The organism is Candidatus Clostridium radicumherbarum, assembly GCF_045310525.1.
Classification (GTDB): domain Bacteria; phylum Bacillota; class Clostridia; order Clostridiales; family Clostridiaceae; genus Clostridium_AT; species Clostridium_AT radicumherbarum.
Window position 1 is genome coordinate 969,749 of sequence record NZ_JBJHZY010000001.1, and the last position, 20,559, is coordinate 990,307.

25 protein-coding genes and 1 pseudogene are annotated in these 20,559 nt (G+C 31.8%); 25 read left to right on the forward strand and 1 reads right to left on the reverse strand.

Going from position 1 to position 20,559, the window contains the following annotated elements; all coding sequences use genetic code 11:
- Positions 1-39: 39 nt before the first annotated feature.
- From ACJDUH_RS04710 to ACJDUH_RS04790, 17 genes and pseudogenes are all read left to right on the forward strand, one after another.
- Positions 40-1,332 carry an MFS transporter gene (locus ACJDUH_RS04710; protein WP_406764003.1) on the forward strand — a complete coding sequence of 431 codons (1,293 nt, stop codon included), beginning with the start codon at positions 40-42 and terminating at the stop codon, positions 1,330-1,332.
- Positions 1,310-2,104, forward strand: coding sequence for an electron transfer flavoprotein subunit beta/FixA family protein (locus tag ACJDUH_RS04715; RefSeq protein WP_406764004.1), 795 nt, complete (start codon positions 1,310-1,312; stop codon positions 2,102-2,104). Before ACJDUH_RS04710 ends, ACJDUH_RS04715 begins: the two co-directional genes overlap by 23 nt.
- 1 nt (position 2,105) lies before the next feature.
- Positions 2,106-3,065: an electron transfer flavoprotein subunit alpha/FixB family protein gene (locus ACJDUH_RS04720; protein WP_406764005.1), complete on the forward strand. Its 960-nt coding sequence runs from the start codon at positions 2,106-2,108 to the stop codon at positions 3,063-3,065.
- Between the two features lie 75 nt (positions 3,066-3,140).
- Positions 3,141-3,917 carry an SDR family oxidoreductase gene (locus ACJDUH_RS04725; RefSeq protein ID WP_406764006.1) on the forward strand — a complete coding sequence of 259 codons (777 nt, stop codon included), beginning with the start codon at positions 3,141-3,143 and terminating at the stop codon, positions 3,915-3,917.
- A gap of 113 nt (positions 3,918-4,030) precedes the next feature.
- Positions 4,031-4,171 (forward strand): hypothetical protein, encoded by a 141-nt coding sequence (locus tag ACJDUH_RS04730; protein WP_406764007.1) that lies wholly within the window; start codon positions 4,031-4,033, stop codon positions 4,169-4,171.
- The gene (locus ACJDUH_RS04735; protein ID WP_406764008.1) at positions 4,168-5,601 is read left to right on the forward strand and encodes an FGGY-family carbohydrate kinase; all 1,434 of its coding nucleotides are present in this window, start codon (positions 4,168-4,170) and stop codon (positions 5,599-5,601) included. The genes ACJDUH_RS04730 and ACJDUH_RS04735 overlap by 4 nt, the downstream gene beginning before the upstream one ends.
- Before the next feature lie 237 nt (positions 5,602-5,838).
- Positions 5,839-6,570, forward strand: a pseudogene (locus ACJDUH_RS04740) (ABC transporter ATP-binding protein); the annotation flags it as partial.
- A 71-nt stretch (positions 6,571-6,641) separates the two neighbouring features.
- A complete protein-coding gene (locus ACJDUH_RS04745) occupies positions 6,642-8,210 on the forward strand; it encodes an ABC transporter permease/substrate-binding protein (protein ID WP_406764009.1) in 1,569 nt (522 codons plus the stop codon).
- 89 nt (positions 8,211-8,299) lie between these two features.
- Positions 8,300-8,659: a VOC family protein gene (locus tag ACJDUH_RS04750; protein ID WP_406764010.1), complete on the forward strand. Its 360-nt coding sequence runs from the start codon at positions 8,300-8,302 to the stop codon at positions 8,657-8,659.
- Positions 8,660-8,869: 210 nt separating this feature from the next.
- Positions 8,870-9,013 carry a hypothetical protein gene (locus ACJDUH_RS04755; protein ID WP_406764011.1) on the forward strand — a complete coding sequence of 48 codons (144 nt, stop codon included), beginning with the start codon at positions 8,870-8,872 and terminating at the stop codon, positions 9,011-9,013.
- Positions 9,014-9,120: 107 nt separating this feature from the next.
- Positions 9,121-9,537, forward strand: coding sequence for an SMI1/KNR4 family protein (locus ACJDUH_RS04760; protein WP_406764012.1), 417 nt, complete (start codon positions 9,121-9,123; stop codon positions 9,535-9,537).
- 37 nt (positions 9,538-9,574) lie between these two features.
- Positions 9,575-9,895 (forward strand): DUF6572 domain-containing protein, encoded by a 321-nt coding sequence (locus tag ACJDUH_RS04765; protein WP_406764013.1) that lies wholly within the window; start codon positions 9,575-9,577, stop codon positions 9,893-9,895.
- Between the two features lie 466 nt (positions 9,896-10,361).
- Positions 10,362-10,781, forward strand: a complete 420-nt coding sequence (locus tag ACJDUH_RS04770) for a hypothetical protein (RefSeq protein ID WP_406765011.1) — start codon at positions 10,362-10,364, stop codon at positions 10,779-10,781.
- Positions 10,782-11,152: 371 nt separating this feature from the next.
- Positions 11,153-11,890 carry a suppressor of fused domain protein gene (locus tag ACJDUH_RS04775; protein WP_406764014.1) on the forward strand — a complete coding sequence of 246 codons (738 nt, stop codon included), beginning with the start codon at positions 11,153-11,155 and terminating at the stop codon, positions 11,888-11,890.
- A gap of 265 nt (positions 11,891-12,155) precedes the next feature.
- Positions 12,156-13,364, forward strand: a complete 1,209-nt coding sequence (locus ACJDUH_RS04780; RefSeq protein ID WP_406764015.1) for a M1 family aminopeptidase — start codon at positions 12,156-12,158, stop codon at positions 13,362-13,364.
- A 299-nt stretch (positions 13,365-13,663) separates the two neighbouring features.
- Positions 13,664-14,161, forward strand: coding sequence for a hypothetical protein (locus ACJDUH_RS04785; RefSeq protein WP_406764016.1), 498 nt, complete (start codon positions 13,664-13,666; stop codon positions 14,159-14,161).
- Between the two features lie 75 nt (positions 14,162-14,236).
- Entirely contained in the window at positions 14,237-14,725 is a 489-nt protein-coding gene (locus ACJDUH_RS04790) for a GNAT family N-acetyltransferase (protein WP_406764017.1), read from the forward strand.
- Positions 14,726-14,872: 147 nt separating this feature from the next.
- On the opposite strand, the gene ACJDUH_RS04795 is transcribed toward ACJDUH_RS04790, so the two are convergent.
- Positions 14,873-15,274: a hypothetical protein gene (locus tag ACJDUH_RS04795; protein ID WP_406764018.1), complete on the reverse strand. Its 402-nt coding sequence runs from the start codon at positions 15,272-15,274 to the stop codon at positions 14,873-14,875.
- A 206-nt stretch (positions 15,275-15,480) separates the two neighbouring features.
- Here ACJDUH_RS04795 and ACJDUH_RS19725 point away from each other — a divergent pair, with 206 nt between their 5' ends.
- From ACJDUH_RS19725 to ACJDUH_RS04830, 8 genes are all read left to right on the forward strand, one after another.
- Positions 15,481-15,774, forward strand: coding sequence for a Nif3-like dinuclear metal center hexameric protein (locus ACJDUH_RS19725; protein ID WP_479723045.1), 294 nt, complete (start codon positions 15,481-15,483; stop codon positions 15,772-15,774).
- Positions 15,775-15,803: 29 nt separating this feature from the next.
- A complete protein-coding gene (locus ACJDUH_RS19730; protein WP_479723052.1) occupies positions 15,804-16,235 on the forward strand; it encodes a Nif3-like dinuclear metal center hexameric protein in 432 nt (143 codons plus the stop codon).
- Between the two features lie 415 nt (positions 16,236-16,650).
- Positions 16,651-16,800 (forward strand): hypothetical protein, encoded by a 150-nt coding sequence (locus tag ACJDUH_RS04805; RefSeq protein ID WP_406764019.1) that lies wholly within the window; start codon positions 16,651-16,653, stop codon positions 16,798-16,800.
- A gap of 71 nt (positions 16,801-16,871) precedes the next feature.
- Positions 16,872-17,342, forward strand: coding sequence for an NUDIX hydrolase (locus ACJDUH_RS04810; RefSeq protein WP_406764020.1), 471 nt, complete (start codon positions 16,872-16,874; stop codon positions 17,340-17,342).
- A gap of 245 nt (positions 17,343-17,587) precedes the next feature.
- The gene (locus ACJDUH_RS04815; protein WP_406764021.1) at positions 17,588-18,346 is read left to right on the forward strand and encodes a methyltransferase domain-containing protein; all 759 of its coding nucleotides are present in this window, start codon (positions 17,588-17,590) and stop codon (positions 18,344-18,346) included.
- A 158-nt stretch (positions 18,347-18,504) separates the two neighbouring features.
- Positions 18,505-18,999, forward strand: a complete 495-nt coding sequence (locus ACJDUH_RS04820; protein WP_406764022.1) for a GNAT family N-acetyltransferase — start codon at positions 18,505-18,507, stop codon at positions 18,997-18,999.
- Between the two features lie 520 nt (positions 19,000-19,519).
- On the forward strand, positions 19,520-19,834 hold the full coding sequence (locus ACJDUH_RS04825; protein ID WP_406764023.1) for a hypothetical protein: 315 nt from the start codon (positions 19,520-19,522) through the stop codon (positions 19,832-19,834).
- A gap of 36 nt (positions 19,835-19,870) precedes the next feature.
- Positions 19,871-20,512: an HAD family hydrolase gene (locus ACJDUH_RS04830; protein WP_406764024.1), complete on the forward strand. Its 642-nt coding sequence runs from the start codon at positions 19,871-19,873 to the stop codon at positions 20,510-20,512.
- Positions 20,513-20,559 lie beyond the last annotated feature (47 nt).

Here is a 20,559-nt window from a genome sequence, read left to right on the forward strand (position 1 = left end):
TAATATTAATCAAAACCAATAATTGAAAGGGGAAACCATATGAATAATAAAAATTTCAAAAGGTATTTTCAATTTTTACTGATTGTTTTAGCAGCAGGGGCTATTTATCCAATTATTTATTTAAAGACAAATTATCAAGTAACTCTATTAGAGGTTTTCAACATGTCATTACCTCAATTGAATTCCATTTATTCTGTTCTAGGAATTGTATGGGTAATTGGTTATTTCCCAAGTGGTTTAATTGCTGATAAATTCTCTGCAAAGTGGTTAATAGCTATATCACTTTTTGGAACAGCAGCAGGAGGTTTTTGGTTTGCTCAGATTCCTAGTTCCAGTAATGTAGCTATTATTTATGGTATTTGGGGTATATTCTCCGTATTTACTTTCTGGAGTGCTCATATGAAGCTGGTAAAATTACTAGCTAGTAAAGAAGAAGAAGGTAGATTTTTCGGAATACTTGATGGTGGACGTGGTGTAGTAGAAGCTTTACTTGCAAGTTTTGCACTTTATATTTTCACTAAAGTATTAGGTAGCAGTACAAATTTAGTAGATAAGAGAACAGCAATGGTTTCTATTATATATATGTACTCAATAGTGATATTTGTAATGGCTTTACTTGTTACAATTTTCGTTGAAGATGATAAAAAGGCAGGAGTTCAAAGCAATGCCGAAGCAGCTCCTAAACAAAAGGTTAAGATATCTGATTTTGCAGGTGTATTCAAGAATAAATATGTGTATATAATGGGTGGAATTATATTCTTGTCCTATGCAGTATATTGGACTGTTTATTACCTTGGAGGATTCCTTCAAACTAACGCTGGAGTAGATGCAGCACCAGTAGCAGCTGTTATGGTAGTTGTTCTTTGGATGAGACCAGTAGGTGGAATAATAGGAGGTTTTCTAGCAGACAAATTTGGAAAGGGTAGAACTCTTACGGTTGCACTATTAGGAGCAGCGGTTTGTCTTATCCTAATATCTAGTTTATCTGTTGCCATGATAGGCAAGAGTGGTTTCTATGTATTAATAGTAGTAACTGGAATATTCTTATATGCCATTCGTGGTACCTATTGGTCATTACTTGGCGACACCAAGATTGATATCAGCATAGTTGGAGCAGCTATTGGTTTCATATCATTTGTTGGATATCTTCCAGATATCGTATTACCAAAATTTAATACCTTCCTGTTTAATACATTTGGAGGCAATGGTGGATATAATGCATACTTCATAGCCAGCGCAGTAATGGGTATTATTGGTATAGTATTGGTAAAAGTATTTACTACTCTTAATAAAAAGGAAAAAGTAAACATTGAAAATAATTTGTCTAGTTAAGTTTATTCCAGATGTTGATAACTTTACATATGATTACGAAAAAAATGTGCTGGTGAGAGAAAATGTAAAGTTAATACTTAACCCCGAGGATGCCTGTGCCTTAGCTTTTGCTCTTAGAATAAAAGAAAAAAGACCTAATACTTTTGTTGAAATAGTTAGTATGGCACCAGAAAGTGTTATACCTCTATTAGAAGATTTGCTAAGGCGCAGTGCAGATAAAGCAGTACTTATATCAGATAAATTGTATGTTGGCAGTGATACCTATGTAACAAGTAAGATACTAGCTAAGTATCTAGAAAATGAGGAATTTGATTTCATACTTACTGGGACTCATTCCTTAGATGGGGATACTGCCCACATACCCTCGCAAATTGCTGAATTACTGCAACTAAGTCAGCTATCTAACATTGTAAAGGTTTATGAAGAAAGCTTAGAAAAGGATACGGTAATTGCGTTGGTAGATGGCGAGAAAACTTCCTTAAAATATGAGATAGCACTTCCATGCATTCTAAGTATAGGAAAAGAGAGCAAATATAAATTGCCTTTTGTAAAATACAAGGATTTAGAATTGTATGTAAGAGATAGAATATCTGTAATTACAAATGAGGATTTGGAGTTTTCTGAAAATGAAGTTGGCCTTGAAGGCTCCTTAACTAAAGTAAACAGGACCTATGCTAAGATGCTTCATAAGAAAGAAAAAGTAGTTTTACGCAATGATGAGGTCGGAATTGAAGTGGTATATAAATTTTTAAAAGCTAAAGGATTAGTATGACATGAATAGAAGTTTAATCTACTTTGATGAAGAAGATTTTCAAAATTCCATAGATTTATTAGAGGTAGTAAATCAGATTTATAAAGGCAGTGAATATGAAACCTATGCTGTTTGTTTCAATTGTAAACCTGAAGCTATTTATGGGCAATTTGATTATTTCATTGCTGCTCAGGATGAAAGGTTAAAGAATTACGATATAATAAACATAACAAATTGTATAGAAGAATTGCAGCAAAAGTATGATTTTGACAGCATACTTATTCCTGCAACATATTTAGGAAGGATGCTTGCTCCAAGGCTTGCCATGAGACTTAGAACTGGCCTCGTTGCAGATGTTACTGGCATTGAGCATAATAATGGTTTAGTAGAGATGGTAAGGCCAGCCTTTAGCGGTAAATTACTAGCTGCAATTATAAATAGAAATTGTAAGCCAATTATGATGAGTGTGAGACCAAATGTTTTTGTGAATTCCTTAGTGGCTTTAAAGAAAACACAAACAATTTACTTTCAACCTGCTAATGTAAAACCAAGCAAGATTAGACTTTTGGAAGCTATAGAAAAAGAAAAGCCAAAGGACATAAGAGAAAGTGAAGTTTTGATTTCAGGCGGCGGTGGTGTAATTGAGAATTTTAAGCATCTATATTTATTGGCTGATGAGCTGAACGTAATGGTGTCTGCAAGTAGAAGAGTGGTTGATAGCGGTATAGCCCCAAGAAGTATTCAGGTAGGACAGTCTGGCAAAACTGTAAGTCCAAAGCTATATATAGCTTTGGGGATTTATGGTTCCCTTCAACATATTGAAGGTTTAAAGAATGTTGAGAATATAATTTCCGTAAACATAAATAAGGATGCCCCTATTTGCAGCTTGTCTGATATTGTTGTTGAAGGTGATGCCTTTGAGTTTATTGATAAGTTAGTAGAAAAAATAAGACAAAATAAATTAAAGGATCCTATGGATTAGCCTTATGTTCGTAATAAAAAATACAGGTGCGTAACAATTAATAATTGTTACGACAGACTACAAGGAGGAAAAATTATGAATATCACAGATTTTAACATGAGTTATTTTTCTTTAAAGGGTAAGAATGCTATTGTTACTGGCGGTAACACTGGGTTAGGACAAGCATTTTCCTTGGCATTAGCAAAGGCAGGTGCAAATATATTCATGGCAAGTATTGAGCCAGATGACCCAAAGCATAATAAACTAATTGAAGATGAAGGTGGAAAAGCTGTATACATGTATGCAAATATGACAAAACCAGGAGTTCCAAAGCAGATTGTTGAAAAATGCGTTGAAACATTGGGTTCAGTAGATATTTTAGTAAACTGTGCAGGAATATGTATTTGTAAACCTGTTTTAGAATTTGATAGAGCAGAGTGGGATCCAATGATAGCTATAAATCTTACAGGAGCCTTTGAAATGTCTCATGAAGTTGCAAAATATATGATTCCACAAAGAAGCGGTAAAATTATTAACATTTGCTCATTATTCTCTTTCCTAGGTGGACAATGGTCACCAGCCTATGCAGCTTCAAAGCATGGTATTGCGGGCTTAACAAAAGCATACTGTGATGAATTAGCACAATATAATATCCAGGTTAATGGTATTGCGCCAGGATATTTCCAAACAAAGGCTGCAGCAAATTCAACTAGTGATCCTGAAAGATTTAAATGGATTGCTGACCATACTGCAGAAGGAAGATGGGGAGAGATTCATGATTTAATGGGAACTACAGTATTCCTGGCAAGTAATGCTTCCCAATTTGTAAATGGCCATATTTTGGCAGTTGATGGTGGTTTCTTAGTAAGATAACATAGAAGGTATATAATTTCCTAACAAGCTAAGGTTTTTGTGTGAGCAAAGGCCTTAGCTTGTTAGAATAATTATTTCAGTAGGGTAAATGATTGATAATCATTTACTGCAGAATGAGGAATAAAGGAGGCACAAGGATTAATAATCTTTGTGTGCAGGTAAAAGTCCTAAATGGACTTTTACGGGCAGTTTGCGAATGGAATGAGCAAGTTCAAACTGCCCAGTACAGAGGAATACAGGAGGGTTTCAAGTGAGGGATAAATATATAATTGGAGTAGACAGTGGTTCTCAAAGTACAAAGATATTTATTTTTAACAAGAAGGGTGAAGTGATTTGCAGTGCTAGCGAAGGGCTAAAGCCAATGATGTCAAGATTGCCTGGCTATGTTGAGCATCCAGAGGACGATTTATGGGACAGTCTCAAGATTGTATTTAAGAAGATTATGAAAGAATTTAAGGGCGATGTTAAAGATATTGTGGGTTTAGGGCTTTGTTCTATTCGCTGCTGCAGGGTATTTATGAAAAAAGATGGTACATTGGCAGCACCAGTAATGAGCTGGATGGATGTACGTTCATATACAAAATTTGAAGATGACCCTGAAATTGGCTATACAAGTCCAACTTCAGGATATTTAACACATCGATTAACTGGAGAATTTAAGGATACAGCTGCAAATGCTTATCAATGGCAATTTCCTGTAGATATGGATACTTGGGATTGGTCTAAGGATGAAGAGTATCTTAAGAGTTTTAATATACCTAAAGAAAAATTGCTAGATATACAGATGCCAGGAACAATCCTAGGTTATGTAACTGAGGAAGTGGCAAAGGAAACTGGACTGCCAGCAGGAATTCCAGTTGTAGCTACTGCTAATGATAAGGCAGTTGAAGCTCTTGGCTCAGGGCTTATAGATCCAAATGTGGGACTTGTTTCTTTGGGAACCTACATAGCTTCAATGGTTAGCGGCAGTGAAAATCTAGCTGCTCCAGCTAATTTCTGGACTAATTTATCTTGCGTTCCAAATAGATATTTATATGAAAGTAATGGTATCAGACGTGGAATGTGGCTCATTTCCTGGTATAAAAGCATTATTGGTGAAGAATATGCAGCTAAAGCAAAAAGTGAAGGCTATTCTGTGGAGGATTATTTAGCAAAAGAAGCTTTAAATGTACCAGCGGGATCCGATGGTTTGTTAACTATTCCAGACTGGCTTGCACCTGCGAACCAATTATATAGAAAAGGTGTCATCCTTGGATTTGATGAACGTCATACAAGAGGTCACATCTATCGTTCCTTGCTTGAAGGTATTGCATTTACCTTAAAGAATAATTACGACGCTATGATTAATGAATTAGGAATTAAGCCAGAAAAATTAATCATATGCGGCGGTGGCTCAAACAGCGATCTATATATGCAGATTTTTGCTGATATGTATGGTGTAAAGACTGTAAGAAATGAAATCAATGGCGCAGCAGCTCTAGGCTCAGCAATTTGTGTGGCTGTGGCTACTGGTTTATACAATGGCTTTAGCGAAGCTGTTAATAATATGGTAAAACAAAAGGATGAATTTATTCCAAATGCTGACAATCATAGAATATATAATAAAATAAATTCTAAAGCTTATGTTGATTTACCTAAGCTTATGGAAGAAACATTAAAAACAGTTTATGACGCATGTAATTAAGCATAGTACATAATATCATGTCATTAATAAGGAAACACAAAAAACATTAATATAAGCTGTAAATAACAAGGGCGTATATTTCTCAGGCTTATGTGCAGCTTAAGAAGCGGCATAAAGCCTGGATATATATTTATAGATGCTCCTAAAAAATAATAAGGAATAACTTAAAATATTAAAAAAAATAAATTAACTGCTTCTAAAATTTGCTTAATAATATGTAAATGGGGGTGCTGCTTAATGATAGAATTCGTAGATATACAAAAAAGTTACCAGGATAAAACTATTTTAAAAGGTATAAACCTAAAGCTAGAGGATGGAAAGTTAATGGTACTAATTGGTCCAAGCGGCTGTGGTAAAACTACCACTCTTAAAATGATAAATAAACTGATAGAGCCTACTAAAGGCAGTATATTAATTAATGGTGAAGATATTGCTGAAAAAAATACAATTGAGCTTAGAAGGACTATTGGTTATGTAATACAACAAACAGGTCTTTTCCCTCATATGAATATAGGAGAAAATATCGCTGTAGTTCCTTATTTAAAGAAATGGCCAAAAGATAAGATAAAAAACAGGGTAGAAGAACTTTTAAATCTTGTAGGCTTAAATGCAGGTGAATTTATAAACAGATATCCTCAGCAGCTAAGCGGCGGAGAACAGCAAAGGGTAGGAGTAGCCAGAGCACTTGCTACAAATCCTCAAATTATTTTAATGGATGAACCCTTTAGTGCACTAGATCCAATAACAAGAAGAGAACTTCAAACTGCACTTAACAATTTGCAGAAGCAGCTTAAAAAAACCATAGTATTTGTAACACATGATATGGAAGAAGCAATAAAGCTTGGTGATAAAATTTGCATAATGAATAGTGGCGAAATAGTACAGTACGATACTCCTGAAAATATATTGCAAAGCCCTGCCAATGATTTCGTGGCAAGATTTATTGGTCATTCAGAAACAATAAGAAATACAATTTGAATTTAGTATACTACAGTTTTATCTAATCGCAGTTATACAAAAATTTAATTGAGGTGATATATTTGGAATTATATAATTTTTTTATAGATAGATTTCCTCAAATACTTGGAGCAGCTGAAAAGCATTTTCAGCTTATATTCATATCTGTACTCACTTCCATAGTAATTGGGGTTATTCTAGGCATAGTAATTTCTAAATTTAAAGTATTTGCACCACTTGTAATAGGTATTGCAAACCTTCTTCAAGCAATTCCAAGTCTTGCTTTACTAGGTTTCTTAGTTCCAATTATGGGGATTGGAGAAAAGCCTGCCATACTTATGGTATTTTTATATTCCTTATTACCAATTATAAAGAATACATATACTGGCTTAAAAGAAGTAAGTGACGATATGATAGAGGCTGGACAAGCAATGGGCATGACCTCCTGGCAGCTTCTATACATGGTGGAGCTTCCTATTGCACTTCCAGTAATTATGTCTGGTATTAGAATTTCAGCAGTTACCTCTGTTGGCCTTATGACAATAGCCGCATATGCAGGAGCTGGAGGCCTTGGGGAAATAATCTTTACTGGCATTCAAACTATGAATAACAATATGATTTTATCTGGGGCAATACCAGCATGTTTATTTGCCTTATTATTAGACTTTTTAATAGGAAAAATTGAAAAGAAAATGTCTTTAAAAAAGTCTAAAAACTTTTTTAAAGATTTTAATATAGGTTATTCTTTTAATTTAAAAAAATTAAAAATAGCTGCAGCAGCGATTATAGTAATTATTGCAAGTATTATTGGAGTTAAACTTTCTTCAGCACAAAGCCCAATTGTTATTGGCGCAAAAAATTTCACTGAGAACCAAATTCTCGGAAACATTTATACTCAAATGATAGAGAGAGACACAAAATATAAGGTTAAAACTGAATTGAGCCTTGGAGGTACACAAATAGCCTTTTCCGCACTTCAAAATGATAAAATTGACATGTATGTAGAATATACAGGAACAGGACTTGTTAATATATTAAAAGAGCCTGTAGATAATGATCCGGAAAAAGTATTTAATACAGTTAAAAAGGAATTTGACACTCAATATAAACTCACATGGCTTGATCAAATAGGCTTTAATAACACTTACGCCTTAGCAGTGAGGCAGGACATAGCAGACAAATATTCCTTAAACACAATATCTGATCTGGCTAAAGTAAGTCCAAATTTAATCATTGGTACCACTATGGAATTTTCTGAAAGGGTAGATGGACTGAAGGGATTAAAAGAAAAATATAATCTTACATTTAAAGATGAAAAGAAAATGGATTCCTCAGTTAGATACACTGCTATTGCTGCCAATGAAATACAAGTTGTTGATGCCTTTACAACTGATGGAATGATTAAAGCTTTAAATTTGAAAATATTAAAAGACGATAAAAATTATTTTCCACCCTATTATGCTGCACCGCTTATTAGCGAAAAATTATTAACTAAATATCCTGAGCTAAAGGTGGAGCTAAATAAGTTGAGTGGTAAAATAACAGATGATATTATGATGGAATTAAATTATGAAGTAGATAAATTAGGCAAAGATCCTAAGGATGTAGCTCGTGAATTTTTAGATAAGTATGTTTACAAGTCTGGAAATTAAAATAAAAAATACAGTAGGAATTTTAGTTATATGATGCAGACTACATATGTTATAATTGGTGTAATACATTCAAAGGAAGGTAATAAATTATGAAATTTTGTTGGAGCACATTAATTGTTAAAAATCTAGATGAATCTCTAAAGTTTTACAATGAGATTGTTGGACTTAAAGTAAATAGAAGATTCAGTGCTGGTCCTGAGGTAGAAATTGCATTTTTAGGTGATGGCGAAACAAAGATTGAATTAATTAGCAGTAAACAAGAAGTAAATTACGGGAATAGTATTTCCCTTGGATTTGAAGTAAGTTCAGTAGATGAAATGATGTCTTTTGTAAAAGAAAAAGGAATAAGCATTGAGAGTGGACCATTTCAACCCAACCCACATACTAAATTCTTTTATGTATTAGATCCCAACGGATTAAAAATTCAGTTTGTGCAAAATATTTTATAGTAGAGAGAGCAGCTTATTAAGCTGCTTTACTTTTTACCTAATTTCATAATTATGAATCTAATATAATGGTAAAGATAATTGCACAAAATAAAAAGTAAATAAAGATTATGCTAGCACTAATATAAAAATAATTTATCATTTGACGAATTAGGTATTTTTGTTATATAATTCAGACTATTTATGCTATAATTGGTTTAATACGGAAGATAAATGATTTATTGGGGTGATGAAATGGGTGCAGTATTAATGCTTTATTTGTTCTGCGGAGCTATATTCTTTTTTATACTATATAATGTAATAATGAGTGCTGTTAAAGAGGGAACATTAAATGCATTATATTTATTTAAGGTATAAAACGACATGGTCGTTTATTTGATAGTTATCTGAAAGGATATGTTCATGAAAGATAGGTTCCGATACAAACTAAATCTTTGAGAAAAAATGAAAAGAGAGTGCGATTTATGAAAAATAAGTTTGAAAAGTATGTAAGTGACGTTGAGCTAAGCATGCCAACAAGCATTGAAATAATATCAGAAACTGAAAACAAATTAGGTATTAAATTTCCTAGTGATTATATAGAATTTATGTTGTTCTCTAATGGATGTGAAGGTACTATAGGAGAATCATATATTAGTATATGGCCTATTGAGGAACTTATTGATACTAATGAAAATTTAGAGGTTGAAAAATATACACCTGGACTAGTTTTATTTGGTTCTGATGGTGGCGGGGAAGCATTTGCATTTGATATGCGTGGAGATACTATTAAATATATAATGGTTCCTTATATGTTAGAGTTTGATGCGCTTATAGAACAAGGTAACACAATTTTTAATTTCTTTGATAGATTAAATAATGGATTATTATTTGCTAAATAGATTTTGGTAAAAGAAAAATTGAATTGGGGAGTAGTATATGCCGATAGAAAATGTTAATAACATAGATATTTTAGGAGTAAAGAAGGATGGGAAAGGGGTGGATTTGATAATAGTTACTAGTAAACACTTAGATTCATCTCCCACAACACAAGAACTTCTTTTGGACAAGATAGAAAATTATTTAGGATATATAAATAGTGGAGAATTTGAAAAAGAATTCGGAAGACTTGATCCAGTAAATATAGTTATTAAGATTAAATGCATAGATGAACCTGATCCTCTTATGAAGGAATTATTTAAAAAAATTGATTTGTGGGTAACAGAAAATAATGCAAGAATTGAAATGATAATAAAGTAATAGGGCATTGAAAATATATTCTTTTGTGGGTATGGGATAGTGATATCGATTATAGGTAGTGCGGAACATATCCCATCAGATAACAATATGTTCAAGTCCGCTTTGCATGGGAGAACTTCAAAGCACACCTGCGAAGCCAAGTGCGGTCGCTCTAGGCTTCTCGGTGTCTTGAACACGAGACGTTAACTGAAAAGCTATGTTTACTAAAATGTATCAACGTAATGTAGAAAGTTTCTTGGGTCAGATTGGTAAAATTAAACGTAGCTATTCAAATATATAAAAATAAAAATATATAAATATACTAATATTTAAATATTTACTGATTCTATGCGGGTTCAGCGTGTATTTTATAAATTGATTTAGAACGGAATCTTTTTATATTACGTCCCGATGATAATTTATTATACTAAAAAAGGTGGAGAGGAATTGAAAAAATTATTATCACGCTATAGATTACTTGGATTTAATGAATATAGAACAGATATATCTAGATAAAATTGAAGAACCCAAAGAAAATTATCTCAGGCTCACTTTCACTAGAAGTGAAACAACTTCTGTTCCAGAATTATTAAATATGGGCGATAAAGTTAATAACAACTTATACTCAATTAACTATGATTATACAGTTCCGTTAATACAAATAGATTTTGAATCGTACATTGGATATTTAATTTTAAATGAAAGTTTTGCAGGCTCAGATGGCTATGAGGAATTTGATGGTAAGGCTTTTAGAATCTATAAAAAGTCTAGATATTTAGATTTTATAAAGGTTGGAACTTTTGCTTCAGAAGATTATCCAGGTCCATTTAAGCATTATGGAATTGCTTATCTTAATCATATTATCGATGTTGTTTCAATATCGGAGCCTATCATAAAAGAGATTTAAGAAAGTTTCATTTAAATATATAAATGAATATATAAGCACTAGATATTAAATCATATGCAAAAAAAATCCATATAAAGTAAACTGAGTGGAAAGAAATGTTGAGGGGTAACCTCACGCAAATGGATAGTAAAAGACCTATAACATCAGATAACAAAATTTAGCCGTCCGCCTTGGTAGGTGGATTTTTTTATATAGATATGTGTAAATTTATGGTCTATAATCTATATAAAGGTTAAAAACAGGTAGCTTGCCAATGCACATTCCTTCACTGACGCAAGTAGCCAAGGGGTATTCCTCTGGGGTCCGGTTCAGTAACATCTCTAATGCGAGAACGTTAGGCGAAAGAAACTGAAGAAAGGGTTGAAATTGATATGAACGATAATATTGAATACTCAGAATCTGGACAACCTATTTATAGGTATGAAAGCAAGGAACATAAATGGAAGCCACCAGTTTATGGTGATTTAGATTTAATTCGCAAAATGGAAGAGCATATAGAAAAATATATAGGGAAAATTCAATCTGTTTATCATGAATTAGTATCTGACACTTTGCATTTGGACGTTTATTACATTAAACCAAGTAAAGAAAGAAACAATCATATATTTATTACATCAGGGATGAGTTTTCTGCCAATGAATACACCTGAGGGGTTAGAAGATTACAAATACGCTGAGTTAATGATTTGCTTACCGGAAAGTTGGCCTGTATTTGAAGAAGCGTTTAAAAATGAGGTTAATTATTGGCCTATAAGGTTATTAAAGAACATAGCTCGTTTTCCACACGATTATGAGACATGGTTAGGATTTGCTCACACAATACCCAATGGGAATCCACCAGAACCGATATATGACAATATCAAATTTAATGGTATTATGCTATTGCCTCCAATTATGTTAAACAGAAACTTTCTAACATTGAAGGTAGATGAAAAAAGAACTATTAATTTTTATACTATCATCCCTTTATATGAAGAAGAAATGGATTACAAACTAAAGAATGGTTATGAAGGTTTACTAGATAAGTTTGATGAGTTTGGAATTAACGAAATTATAGATACAAATAGAAAAAATACATGTAAGAAGACCTTTTGGCCATTTAAAAAATAGAATCCATCGCCTAACAAGATGTTAAAGTCCGCTTTGCATAGGAAGACTGCAAAGCGCATCCGCCAGCTAACCGAGCCGGAATTTAGAAAAACTAACATAAGATCTATGTAAGCTTTTTTTAATTCCTGTAACGCTGGCAGAGGTCTTGAACAAAAAACGTTAACTGAAATCCTTTTGAAATAAGTGCAAATTTGGAGTGAACATTAAATCAAAGGTCATAAGCCACATAAATAATTTATAGCGAACTAAATGGAGAAAAAGTAAGATGAATAATAATTATAACTTTTATAATGCTGATTTAAAAATAGAAGTAGAAAATCAGTTTTTATATTCAGCTGTTACAGTAAATTACAAGTGTAATTTATCAAGTACAAAAGTTTTAAATTTTTATATTTATAAGGATATACAGATAGAAAATGTAACATGTGATAAGAAAATGAGGTATGAGGTTGGCAGTGAAAAAATACAATGGAGTCCCTTTGTATTAGAATCAAAATTAATAAAGCTCTTGTTTGATGAACCAATTTACGAGAATGAAATTATAAATATAAATTTTAAATACAAAGGACACATAAATCTCGTTACGCAATATGGAATAAATAGACTAACAAAAGACTGGATTGAGTTGGGAATATATACGCCATGGTTTCCGTTATCGAAAAAACTTGAACAAGCTTTGTTTAATGTAAAGGTTCAAATAAGTGATGGATATAGAATAATTAACTCAAAAGACATTGGAGAATATTCAATTATCAATCAGTTAATACCTAATAGTGACTGCCCTATAATAGCCTCTAAAGAATTCAAATGTGTAAAGTGTAATATTGAAAACATTGATGTTAATGTTTATTTTATAGATAATAAGTATAATGATTTGGCACAAAAAATAAGTGATTATTCTATAATTATTTTAAATTATTATAAGCGATTCGGACCGATAGATAGCCAGGAAATTTCAATTGTAATTGCCCCAAGGAAAGATGGTGGTGGATATTGCAGCCCAGGGCTAATTGTTATAACGCCTGATTATAACAATAAAGATGAAGTTGGATATTTTAAATTTATAGCTCATGAATTAGCACATCTATGGTGGTGTAAAGTTAAAAACCCCGATACTTGGGAGGATTGGCTAAATGAATCATTTGCGGAATTTTCAGCCCTATTAGCATTGAGAGACGCATTTGGAGTTGAAGAATTCAATAATAGAATCAATACTTATAGCCAAGAAGCAAAAAAATTACCTCCTATCAGGGATATAGACAGAAAAAATGATAAAGCTCACCAGGTTCTTTATAAAAAAGGACCTTTAATATTAAATGAATTGAAAAAAAACATAGGTGAATTAAAATTTGAGAAATTATTGAACATAGTTCACACAAGTAATACAGATACAACAGAAAAGTTTTTAGATAAACTGATTGAGATTACCAACCAAGAAAAAGGAGATTATTTTATCAACCTACTTATTCAGTGAAATGTTTATATAGCTAATTCAGGATATACTTTTATACTTCATGAAAGAGTTTTGGGATAGTGTTAATTTCAAGTTTAACAGAGGCGGACTTCAGTTAACAATGCATTCCCTTTCGCTACGCACATCCTCCAACCTAACCGAGACGAAGTAGCTAAAATACTAGGATAAGAGCTATTTAAGAATTATAGCCACCGCTGTAAGGTTGGATGACGTTGGGAATCCGAGACGTTAGTCGAAAAAATTATATTACTATTTGTTTGTGTTGAAGATTAAATTTAAAAAGAAAGAGGTGAACATAAATGAACATAAAAAATATTTGGATTACTTCGGAGGAACATTTAAAAAAGTTTAGTGATATTATATCCAAAACACACCTTGATACAAAAATCATTAAGTTATGTAAAATTCCCAAGGATTTTCCGAAAGTAAGAATATATTACTTTTTAAAATTTCCAATTGTATTTTTCAGTAAGGGTGAAATCACACTTACTGAAAATTTATTTGAATACAAAGCAATAAAGAATAATATTAGATTTTTAAAAAGTTATTCAAATTTAAACAATGAGTTGAACTTTAGGCTTGAATATTTAAAGGTGAAGTCTATAGAGTGGTATCAATGTCCAGATTATTTTATTAAATATTATAATAACAAGTGGATAAAGGTAATCTGTAATGATGAAGTATTAGGGGGCAGCTTCCTTATGTGTGTAGGCGGAATAGGACCATCTATGCAAGGTATAATAAAAAATACAGATGAACTGTTTAAAATGTTAAATGACAATTGTAACAAATACTAATAAGAAGCAATAAATAAAAGAGAACTATAGATTATATAAGTGGTATATATATATCACCGTAACAGGAGGTGGAAAATGCGATTAACAGCAGAGCTAATAAACCAAGGCTTTTCATTGCAAGATGTAATCATTGATGATTTGGGTAATTACATAGACATTAAAAGAGTTTGCTTTAAAAAATACGTTGATGAATATTACGGAGGATGGATAGAGAATATTCAAATTAAAATGAACACTGATGCTTTCAATGATATGATGAAAGAAACGTGTTTTCAGAAGTTATTACTAAATAATGTACCTATAGGTTTTTTTGCCTATAATGAACTAGAAGATAAAATTGAAGGCATTTCTATTCAAATGCTTGAAGTATCTCAACGTAAAGGTATAGGTTCATTTTATTTGCAATATATTACATCACTTTCCAAGAAGGCGAATAAACCTATATACCTAAAAGTATTTAAGTCTAATCCTGCCCAAAATTTATACAAACGATTTGGATTTGACAAGTACAGTGAAACAGAGACGCATTATTTAATGAGGTTTAATCCAATGAAAAGTCAATAATTTCAGATAAACAATGAAGTTTTCAACAAAATATGAAGTTGAGTTGCTTCGCTGTTTTATTATTAAGTGAACTAAATGAACTCTAATGGGTTAACTTAAAAGTAATAAAATACTGATTTCACTTGATAGTTATTTTATTTATTCTCTTTATTTCTTAAGTTTAAAATCTAAAACTTTAGACAACATGTCAATATCGCCATTGAATACGAGGCTTAATAACTTATTTTCATCTTCAAAAATCAGATAACATGGCGGTTCATTTTCGGGAATTAGAATATAGACTTCACTTACAAGTGCATTCAAGGACTTACAGTTTACTTTAACAAGCGGGTCTAAAGCAATTTTAACAACATAACCATCGTCAGTAATGGGGTCATTTTTATATAACCCTTCTATATTAGTAATCCAACTTGTAATCATGCTTTGAATTTGAGGATTTGATTGGACTACTTTCACAACTTTATCTTGTTTTGGGTCAAAAATTTCAATATATTTAAAGTCTTGAGCATTAACGTGTATTGAATTTATGGATATAAAGAAAAAGAACAATATGATTGATAATTTTTTAAACATATTGACCACCTCATTATTAATGTTCCCACAACTAACTACAGTTATTTGTGATTAATATGTTTAATTAGCAATGTTTTATATTGCATCACCATAGTTTATTATTACGAAATACCAATAAAATAAATATTCCCAACATAGCTATAGGGATTACATAATTAAGTGCTATTTAAGGGGGAGATAATATGTTAATCAAAGATTTTGAAAACTTTATTATTGAAACTTTTACAAAAGAAAAATTAGAGATTGTAAAAGGAAAAAATGAATATGGTTTTACCAATATCGGAACAAAAGATGTAGTTAAATTGGGATACTGCACTAATTTAACTATTAAGTCTGCACAAGAAGCAGCAAAAAATAATGTTGATTTGATAATAACACATCACGATACCTGGGAATGGATGTCTGGAATAAAGGAAGAAGTACTTGAAATTTTAAAACAAAATAACATAACTCATTTTTTATTCATGCACCTCTAGATGATGCTGAATTTGGCAACAACAATTCAATATTAAAAAAACTTGGATTTAAGAGTATAGATAAATTCTCAAATGAAGAAGAAATGTATTGTGGAAGGATAGGAGAAATAGATGAACCTATTGAGCTTGAAAAACTTGTGAATAAAATAGAAATCTTGTTAGAAGAACCAGTACGAAAATGGAAAAATAACGAAAGATTAATAAAGAAAATTGGGGTAGTAACAGGCGCAGGTTTTAGTGCTATTGATATAAAAGATGCTGTTAATTTAGGTTGTGATGCATATTTTACTGGTGAAAAGATACTTTATACTGTTCAATATGCGCAATATAGTAAGATAAATCTTATAGTTGGCAGTCATACATTTACCGAGATATTTGGATTGGAAAGCTTAGTTAAAATGTTTAATAAAAAATATCCTATGGTGGAGATTATAAGAATTAAAGAAGAACATATTGAGTAAGCACTGCGTCTAAAACACAAAACAATAAGCTGTTATATTTATTATATTATGAAAGACATAATATGATATTTATGGCGCAAACCTACGCATATAGAACGTAAGAGAGCTCTAAAACATCAGATAACAAAGTTTTGCCATCCGCCTTGGCAGGTGGATTTTTTAATATAGATATGTGTAAATTTATGGTTTATAATCTATATATAGGTTAAAAGTAGGCAACTAACCAAGGTACATTCCTTCACCGGCGCAAGCGCAGCCAAGGGGTATTTCTTTGGAGTTCGATTCAGGAACGTCGGCAACACTAGACGTTAACTGAAATCCTTTTATAGTGAGTGCAAATTTAAAGTGATCGTTAAAATAAAGAGATCTGATTCAATTTGGTATATTAATATAAGTTTAAGGGGGGATATGTACAATGAGTAATACTATGGGCATTTTTGGCGCAATAAGCTCCTTTGCTATTATAGAATCAATGCTCAGAATGTTGACATACATTGCAGTAATTAGCGTTTCGCTTAAGGCAATTCAAGCATTAAACACATATATAAATAAAAATTCGAGATAGATTTTGTAGCTACATGATAGTAGATCAGTATGAACAAAAGACTATTTATACATAATACAGGAGGATTAGTAATGGATTGTGGATTTCAAAATGGAAATGGATGGTTCCGGTATAGGGCTGCAGCAATAATTATTGAAGATGGGTGTGTACTTTTCGCGAAAAATGAATTGGATTCATATTATTATTCTATAGGTGGAGGGGTACATTTAGGAGAAAAGGCAGAAGATGCGGTTAAACGAGAAGTATTTGAAGAAACGGGCGTTTCATATGAAATCGATAGATTAGCATTTATTCATGAGAATTTCTTTGAAGGTTCTGGAACACTAGATGGTTTCAAATGCCATGAAATCGCATTTTATTTTCTGATGAAATCAAGAGGTACGAAAGAGTTGAATAGTAATAGTTATACTCTGGGAGTACGGGAATATATGCACTGGCTACCAATTAATAAATTAAAGGAATATGTTGCGTATCCAAGTTTTTTTGCGGAGAGGTTACTTAATCTAAATGATACAGTTGAACATATTGTTACTTACGAGTAATAAATATGTTTGTAATTTAAAAGTTTATTATTTCACATTTCTCATATATTCTTCATTAAAGAGATTTGGGACAATGGTAAATTTAAGCTTAGCGCTGAAGGACGTCGGCAATTAGGAACGTCATATGACATTTTAAATCTGATAAAGTTTATTTTACGCATTACATTTTCTATTACATAATGAAAAGCCACAATAGAAATTAATTAACAACTAACGATTATTTATATACTGTAAGGAGGATTACAATGGATTTTAGAAAAATCTTTGACACCAGGGTTCTCCCCGAAGAGTTTGACAAATGGAGAACCCGTTATTGTGAAGAGTGTTTCGCCGATGTTATAAAATACGCTAAGCTTGATGCAGACAAAACGGCTCTTGAAATTGGTCCAGGAACAGGACAGGCGACCGAGCCTATATTAAAGACAGGCTGTTCGTATCTGGCTATTGAACTTGGTGAAAATTTTACAGAGGCTATGAAGAACAGATTCAGTACTTATGATAATTTTCAAATTGTTAATGCAGATTTTGAAACATATGATTTTGGGAAAAATCAATTCGATTTGGTTTATTCAGCCGCGACAATCCAGTGGATTCCGGAGGAAATAGGCTTTCCAAAAGTATATAATCTGTTGAAAAACAATGGAACATTTGCAATGATGTTAACCCGAACAGATTACAAGAGCCATAATGAAGCCTTATATTCAAAGATACAGGAGGTATACGCAAAATACTTCCGCCCAGAAACTGAATATACATGTAGCTTAGCCTACGCTAATGTTGAAAACTATGGCTTCGTGGATTTTGAATGCCGTCATTATCATAAAACAAGGGAATATAGCTCTGATGAATTTATTTCATGGACAATAATACAAGCCCCACATCTCACATTACAAGAGCCTAATAAATCACAATTTATCACAGGCATCAAGGATGCTATTTTGAGTTTTGGCGGCAAAATAACGCTTCATGATGACATAGTTTTATATTTGGTAAGAAAGCCATAACCCCGCAGTATGATTATTGATTTAATTGAGAAGTAATCGGTGAATATTATGATGTAATATATCAGAATGTATAAGGATAATTATATAACAGCTTTCATGAGTGCGGTTCAGACTTCTTTAGAGTAAAGATTATTTATTTAATGATAGGGGAAATTGTAATGATTATTAGAAAATCAGGGTTTGATGACTTAAATATAATCGTTAATATATTTAAGAACGCAATTAAAACAATGAATGAAAACAATATATACCAATGGGATGAAATATATCCAAATGATGAAATTCTTAAACAAGATGTACTTAAAAATCAAATGTATGTCGGAATTAGAGATGATATCATTGTTTCTGTTGTTGTTATTAATAATGAATCTGACCAAGAATACGAAAATGGAAATTGGCAATATGATAACACAAAGTTTGCAATAGTACATAGACTATGTGTTAATCCTATTTATCAAAATCAAAGAATAGGGAAAGAAACAATGAGTATGATTGAAAATTTATTGTTAAAAATGGGAGTACAATCAATTAGATTAGATGCTTTTTCTCAAAATCCATATGCATTGAAAATGTATGAAACTCTTGGATATAAAAAGGTTGGAGAAGCAAATTGGAGAAAAGGTCTATTTTATTTACTTGAGAAAAAATTATAGAAGATTAAGGTTAGAAAAATTTCATAATTGATATGCATTCTTATTATTTTACTGATGTAATGAAGGGTGATAAGCCTACGCATATAGTAAGTAAAGACCTGAAACAGCACATTACAAAATTTTGCCGTCCGCCTTGGCAGGTGGATTTTTTTATATAGAACAGTGTAAGAATATGGGTTACAATCTATATATAGGTTAAAAATAGATGGCAGCTAAGGCACATTCCTTCATCGGTGCAAGCACGTGGAGAGGTATTCCTCTGGGGTCCGGTTCAGGAACGTCGCAACATGAGACGTTAGAAGAAAGAATATTTTATTGTAAGTTTATGTTCCGTTACTTTAAAAGTGATAGTGCGCCTCATTATTTTATAGGAAATTAATAAAAAGGGGGAGAGTTTATTGACTAAAGTATTTATGTTATCAATTATTATGATTTTACCAATTGCAGTTATAATTTATTTAATTTATCTTCTAATTAAGGCGTTAAGAATATACATAAAGAAAAATAAGGAGTAATAGTAATGCTAAAAAGTTATAAAAGGAATTTGCTTGTTATTGGTACAGGGGTAATATTAGTATTTACTTGGTTTTGGACTGAGGGTTTTGGAATTTCACCAAGGTATCAATACGGAAACACTATTGAAAAAGCATTGAATTTCTGGTATCAACGTGGAACTTCAAATGTAGGACTATCAAAAGTAATATCTATAGTGGATATTAATGATGGCAAAAAAATAGTGTTCTATGAAACTAACAAGAATATCGTAATGGCTGGTTTAGTAAGAAAAAAATGGAATAATAAGTGGGTAGTTATTGGGCATGTAAGTTGTTGTTAAATTTAGATAATTTATATTTGGGGAAGGTGTATATAAGTGGGGAAATTAAAACTTGTTTGTTTTGACTTGGATGATACTCTGATTAGAGATATACATTCCGTTATGCTGCCATGTATTTTAAATGGGAAAGAAAAAGAGCACTCTTTCATTCAAGAACAAGAAGAAAAAGGTTTGATTAACTATATATCAGCAGATTATCTTAGAGCAGAGTTACTTTTAGGTCTTGAGGAACGTAAAATTGCGCAATCATTTTTAAAGATTGCAAAACCTTTAAAAAATATTAAGAATGTAGTTGAAGCATTACATGGACAAAGTATAAAATGTATTGTTATTACCGTCGGCCCAAAGCAAGTAGCCAAAGTTGTATGTGATATTTGGGGATTTGATAATTATTATGGTAGTGATTACGAAGTAGTTGATGGATTATTTACAGGAAAAATTCTTAATTATATTGGAGCTGAACAAAAAATAGAGTGTTTACAAGATTTTTGTAAGAATAACAGTATAAACGCTAATGAATGTATTGCTGTTGGAGATGGATCAACAGATATTCCAGTTTTCCAATACTGCGGAAAATCAATTGCTATAAACAGTTCGCCAAAAGTTAAACAAAGTGCAATGTATGCAGTTGATACTGAGGATTTATCAGACATCCTCAAATACATATTATGTGCATAATAGAAAACAAATTACTTTACAATTTTCATTCACCAAGCCAAGTCTGG

Excerpts from the sequence above, each read along its gene's own strand:
- ACJDUH_RS04725 (WP_406764006.1), top strand. The coding sequence starts at position 3,141 with ATGAATATCACAGATTTTAACATGAGTTATTTTTCTTTAAAGGGTAAG.
- ACJDUH_RS04775 (WP_406764014.1), top strand. The coding sequence starts at position 11,153 with ATGAACGATAATATTGAATACTCAGAATCTGGACAACCTATTTATAGG.
- ACJDUH_RS04730 (WP_406764007.1), top strand. The coding sequence starts at position 4,031 with ATGAGGAATAAAGGAGGCACAAGGATTAATAATCTTTGTGTGCAGGTA.
- ACJDUH_RS04770 (WP_406765011.1), top strand. The coding sequence starts at position 10,362 with ATGAATATAGAACAGATATATCTAGATAAAATTGAAGAACCCAAAGAA.
- ACJDUH_RS04750 (WP_406764010.1), top strand. The coding sequence starts at position 8,300 with ATGAAATTTTGTTGGAGCACATTAATTGTTAAAAATCTAGATGAATCT.
- ACJDUH_RS04810 (WP_406764020.1), top strand. The coding sequence starts at position 16,872 with ATGGATTGTGGATTTCAAAATGGAAATGGATGGTTCCGGTATAGGGCT.
- ACJDUH_RS19725 (WP_479723045.1), top strand. The coding sequence starts at position 15,481 with ATGTTAATCAAAGATTTTGAAAACTTTATTATTGAAACTTTTACAAAA.
- ACJDUH_RS04780 (WP_406764015.1), top strand. The coding sequence starts at position 12,156 with ATGAATAATAATTATAACTTTTATAATGCTGATTTAAAAATAGAAGTA.
- ACJDUH_RS04765 (WP_406764013.1), top strand. The coding sequence starts at position 9,575 with ATGCCGATAGAAAATGTTAATAACATAGATATTTTAGGAGTAAAGAAG.
- ACJDUH_RS04790 (WP_406764017.1), top strand. The coding sequence starts at position 14,237 with ATGCGATTAACAGCAGAGCTAATAAACCAAGGCTTTTCATTGCAAGAT.
- ACJDUH_RS04825 (WP_406764023.1), top strand. The coding sequence starts at position 19,520 with ATGCTAAAAAGTTATAAAAGGAATTTGCTTGTTATTGGTACAGGGGTA.
- ACJDUH_RS04755 (WP_406764011.1), top strand. The coding sequence starts at position 8,870 with ATGATTTATTGGGGTGATGAAATGGGTGCAGTATTAATGCTTTATTTG.
- ACJDUH_RS04820 (WP_406764022.1), top strand. The coding sequence starts at position 18,505 with ATGATTATTAGAAAATCAGGGTTTGATGACTTAAATATAATCGTTAAT.
- ACJDUH_RS04815 (WP_406764021.1), top strand. The coding sequence starts at position 17,588 with ATGGATTTTAGAAAAATCTTTGACACCAGGGTTCTCCCCGAAGAGTTT.
- ACJDUH_RS04720 (WP_406764005.1), top strand. The coding sequence starts at position 2,106 with ATGAATAGAAGTTTAATCTACTTTGATGAAGAAGATTTTCAAAATTCC.
- ACJDUH_RS04785 (WP_406764016.1), top strand. The coding sequence starts at position 13,664 with ATGAACATAAAAAATATTTGGATTACTTCGGAGGAACATTTAAAAAAG.
- ACJDUH_RS04760 (WP_406764012.1), top strand. The coding sequence starts at position 9,121 with ATGAAAAATAAGTTTGAAAAGTATGTAAGTGACGTTGAGCTAAGCATG.
- ACJDUH_RS04710 (WP_406764003.1), top strand. The coding sequence starts at position 40 with ATGAATAATAAAAATTTCAAAAGGTATTTTCAATTTTTACTGATTGTT.
- ACJDUH_RS04805 (WP_406764019.1), top strand. The coding sequence starts at position 16,651 with ATGAGTAATACTATGGGCATTTTTGGCGCAATAAGCTCCTTTGCTATT.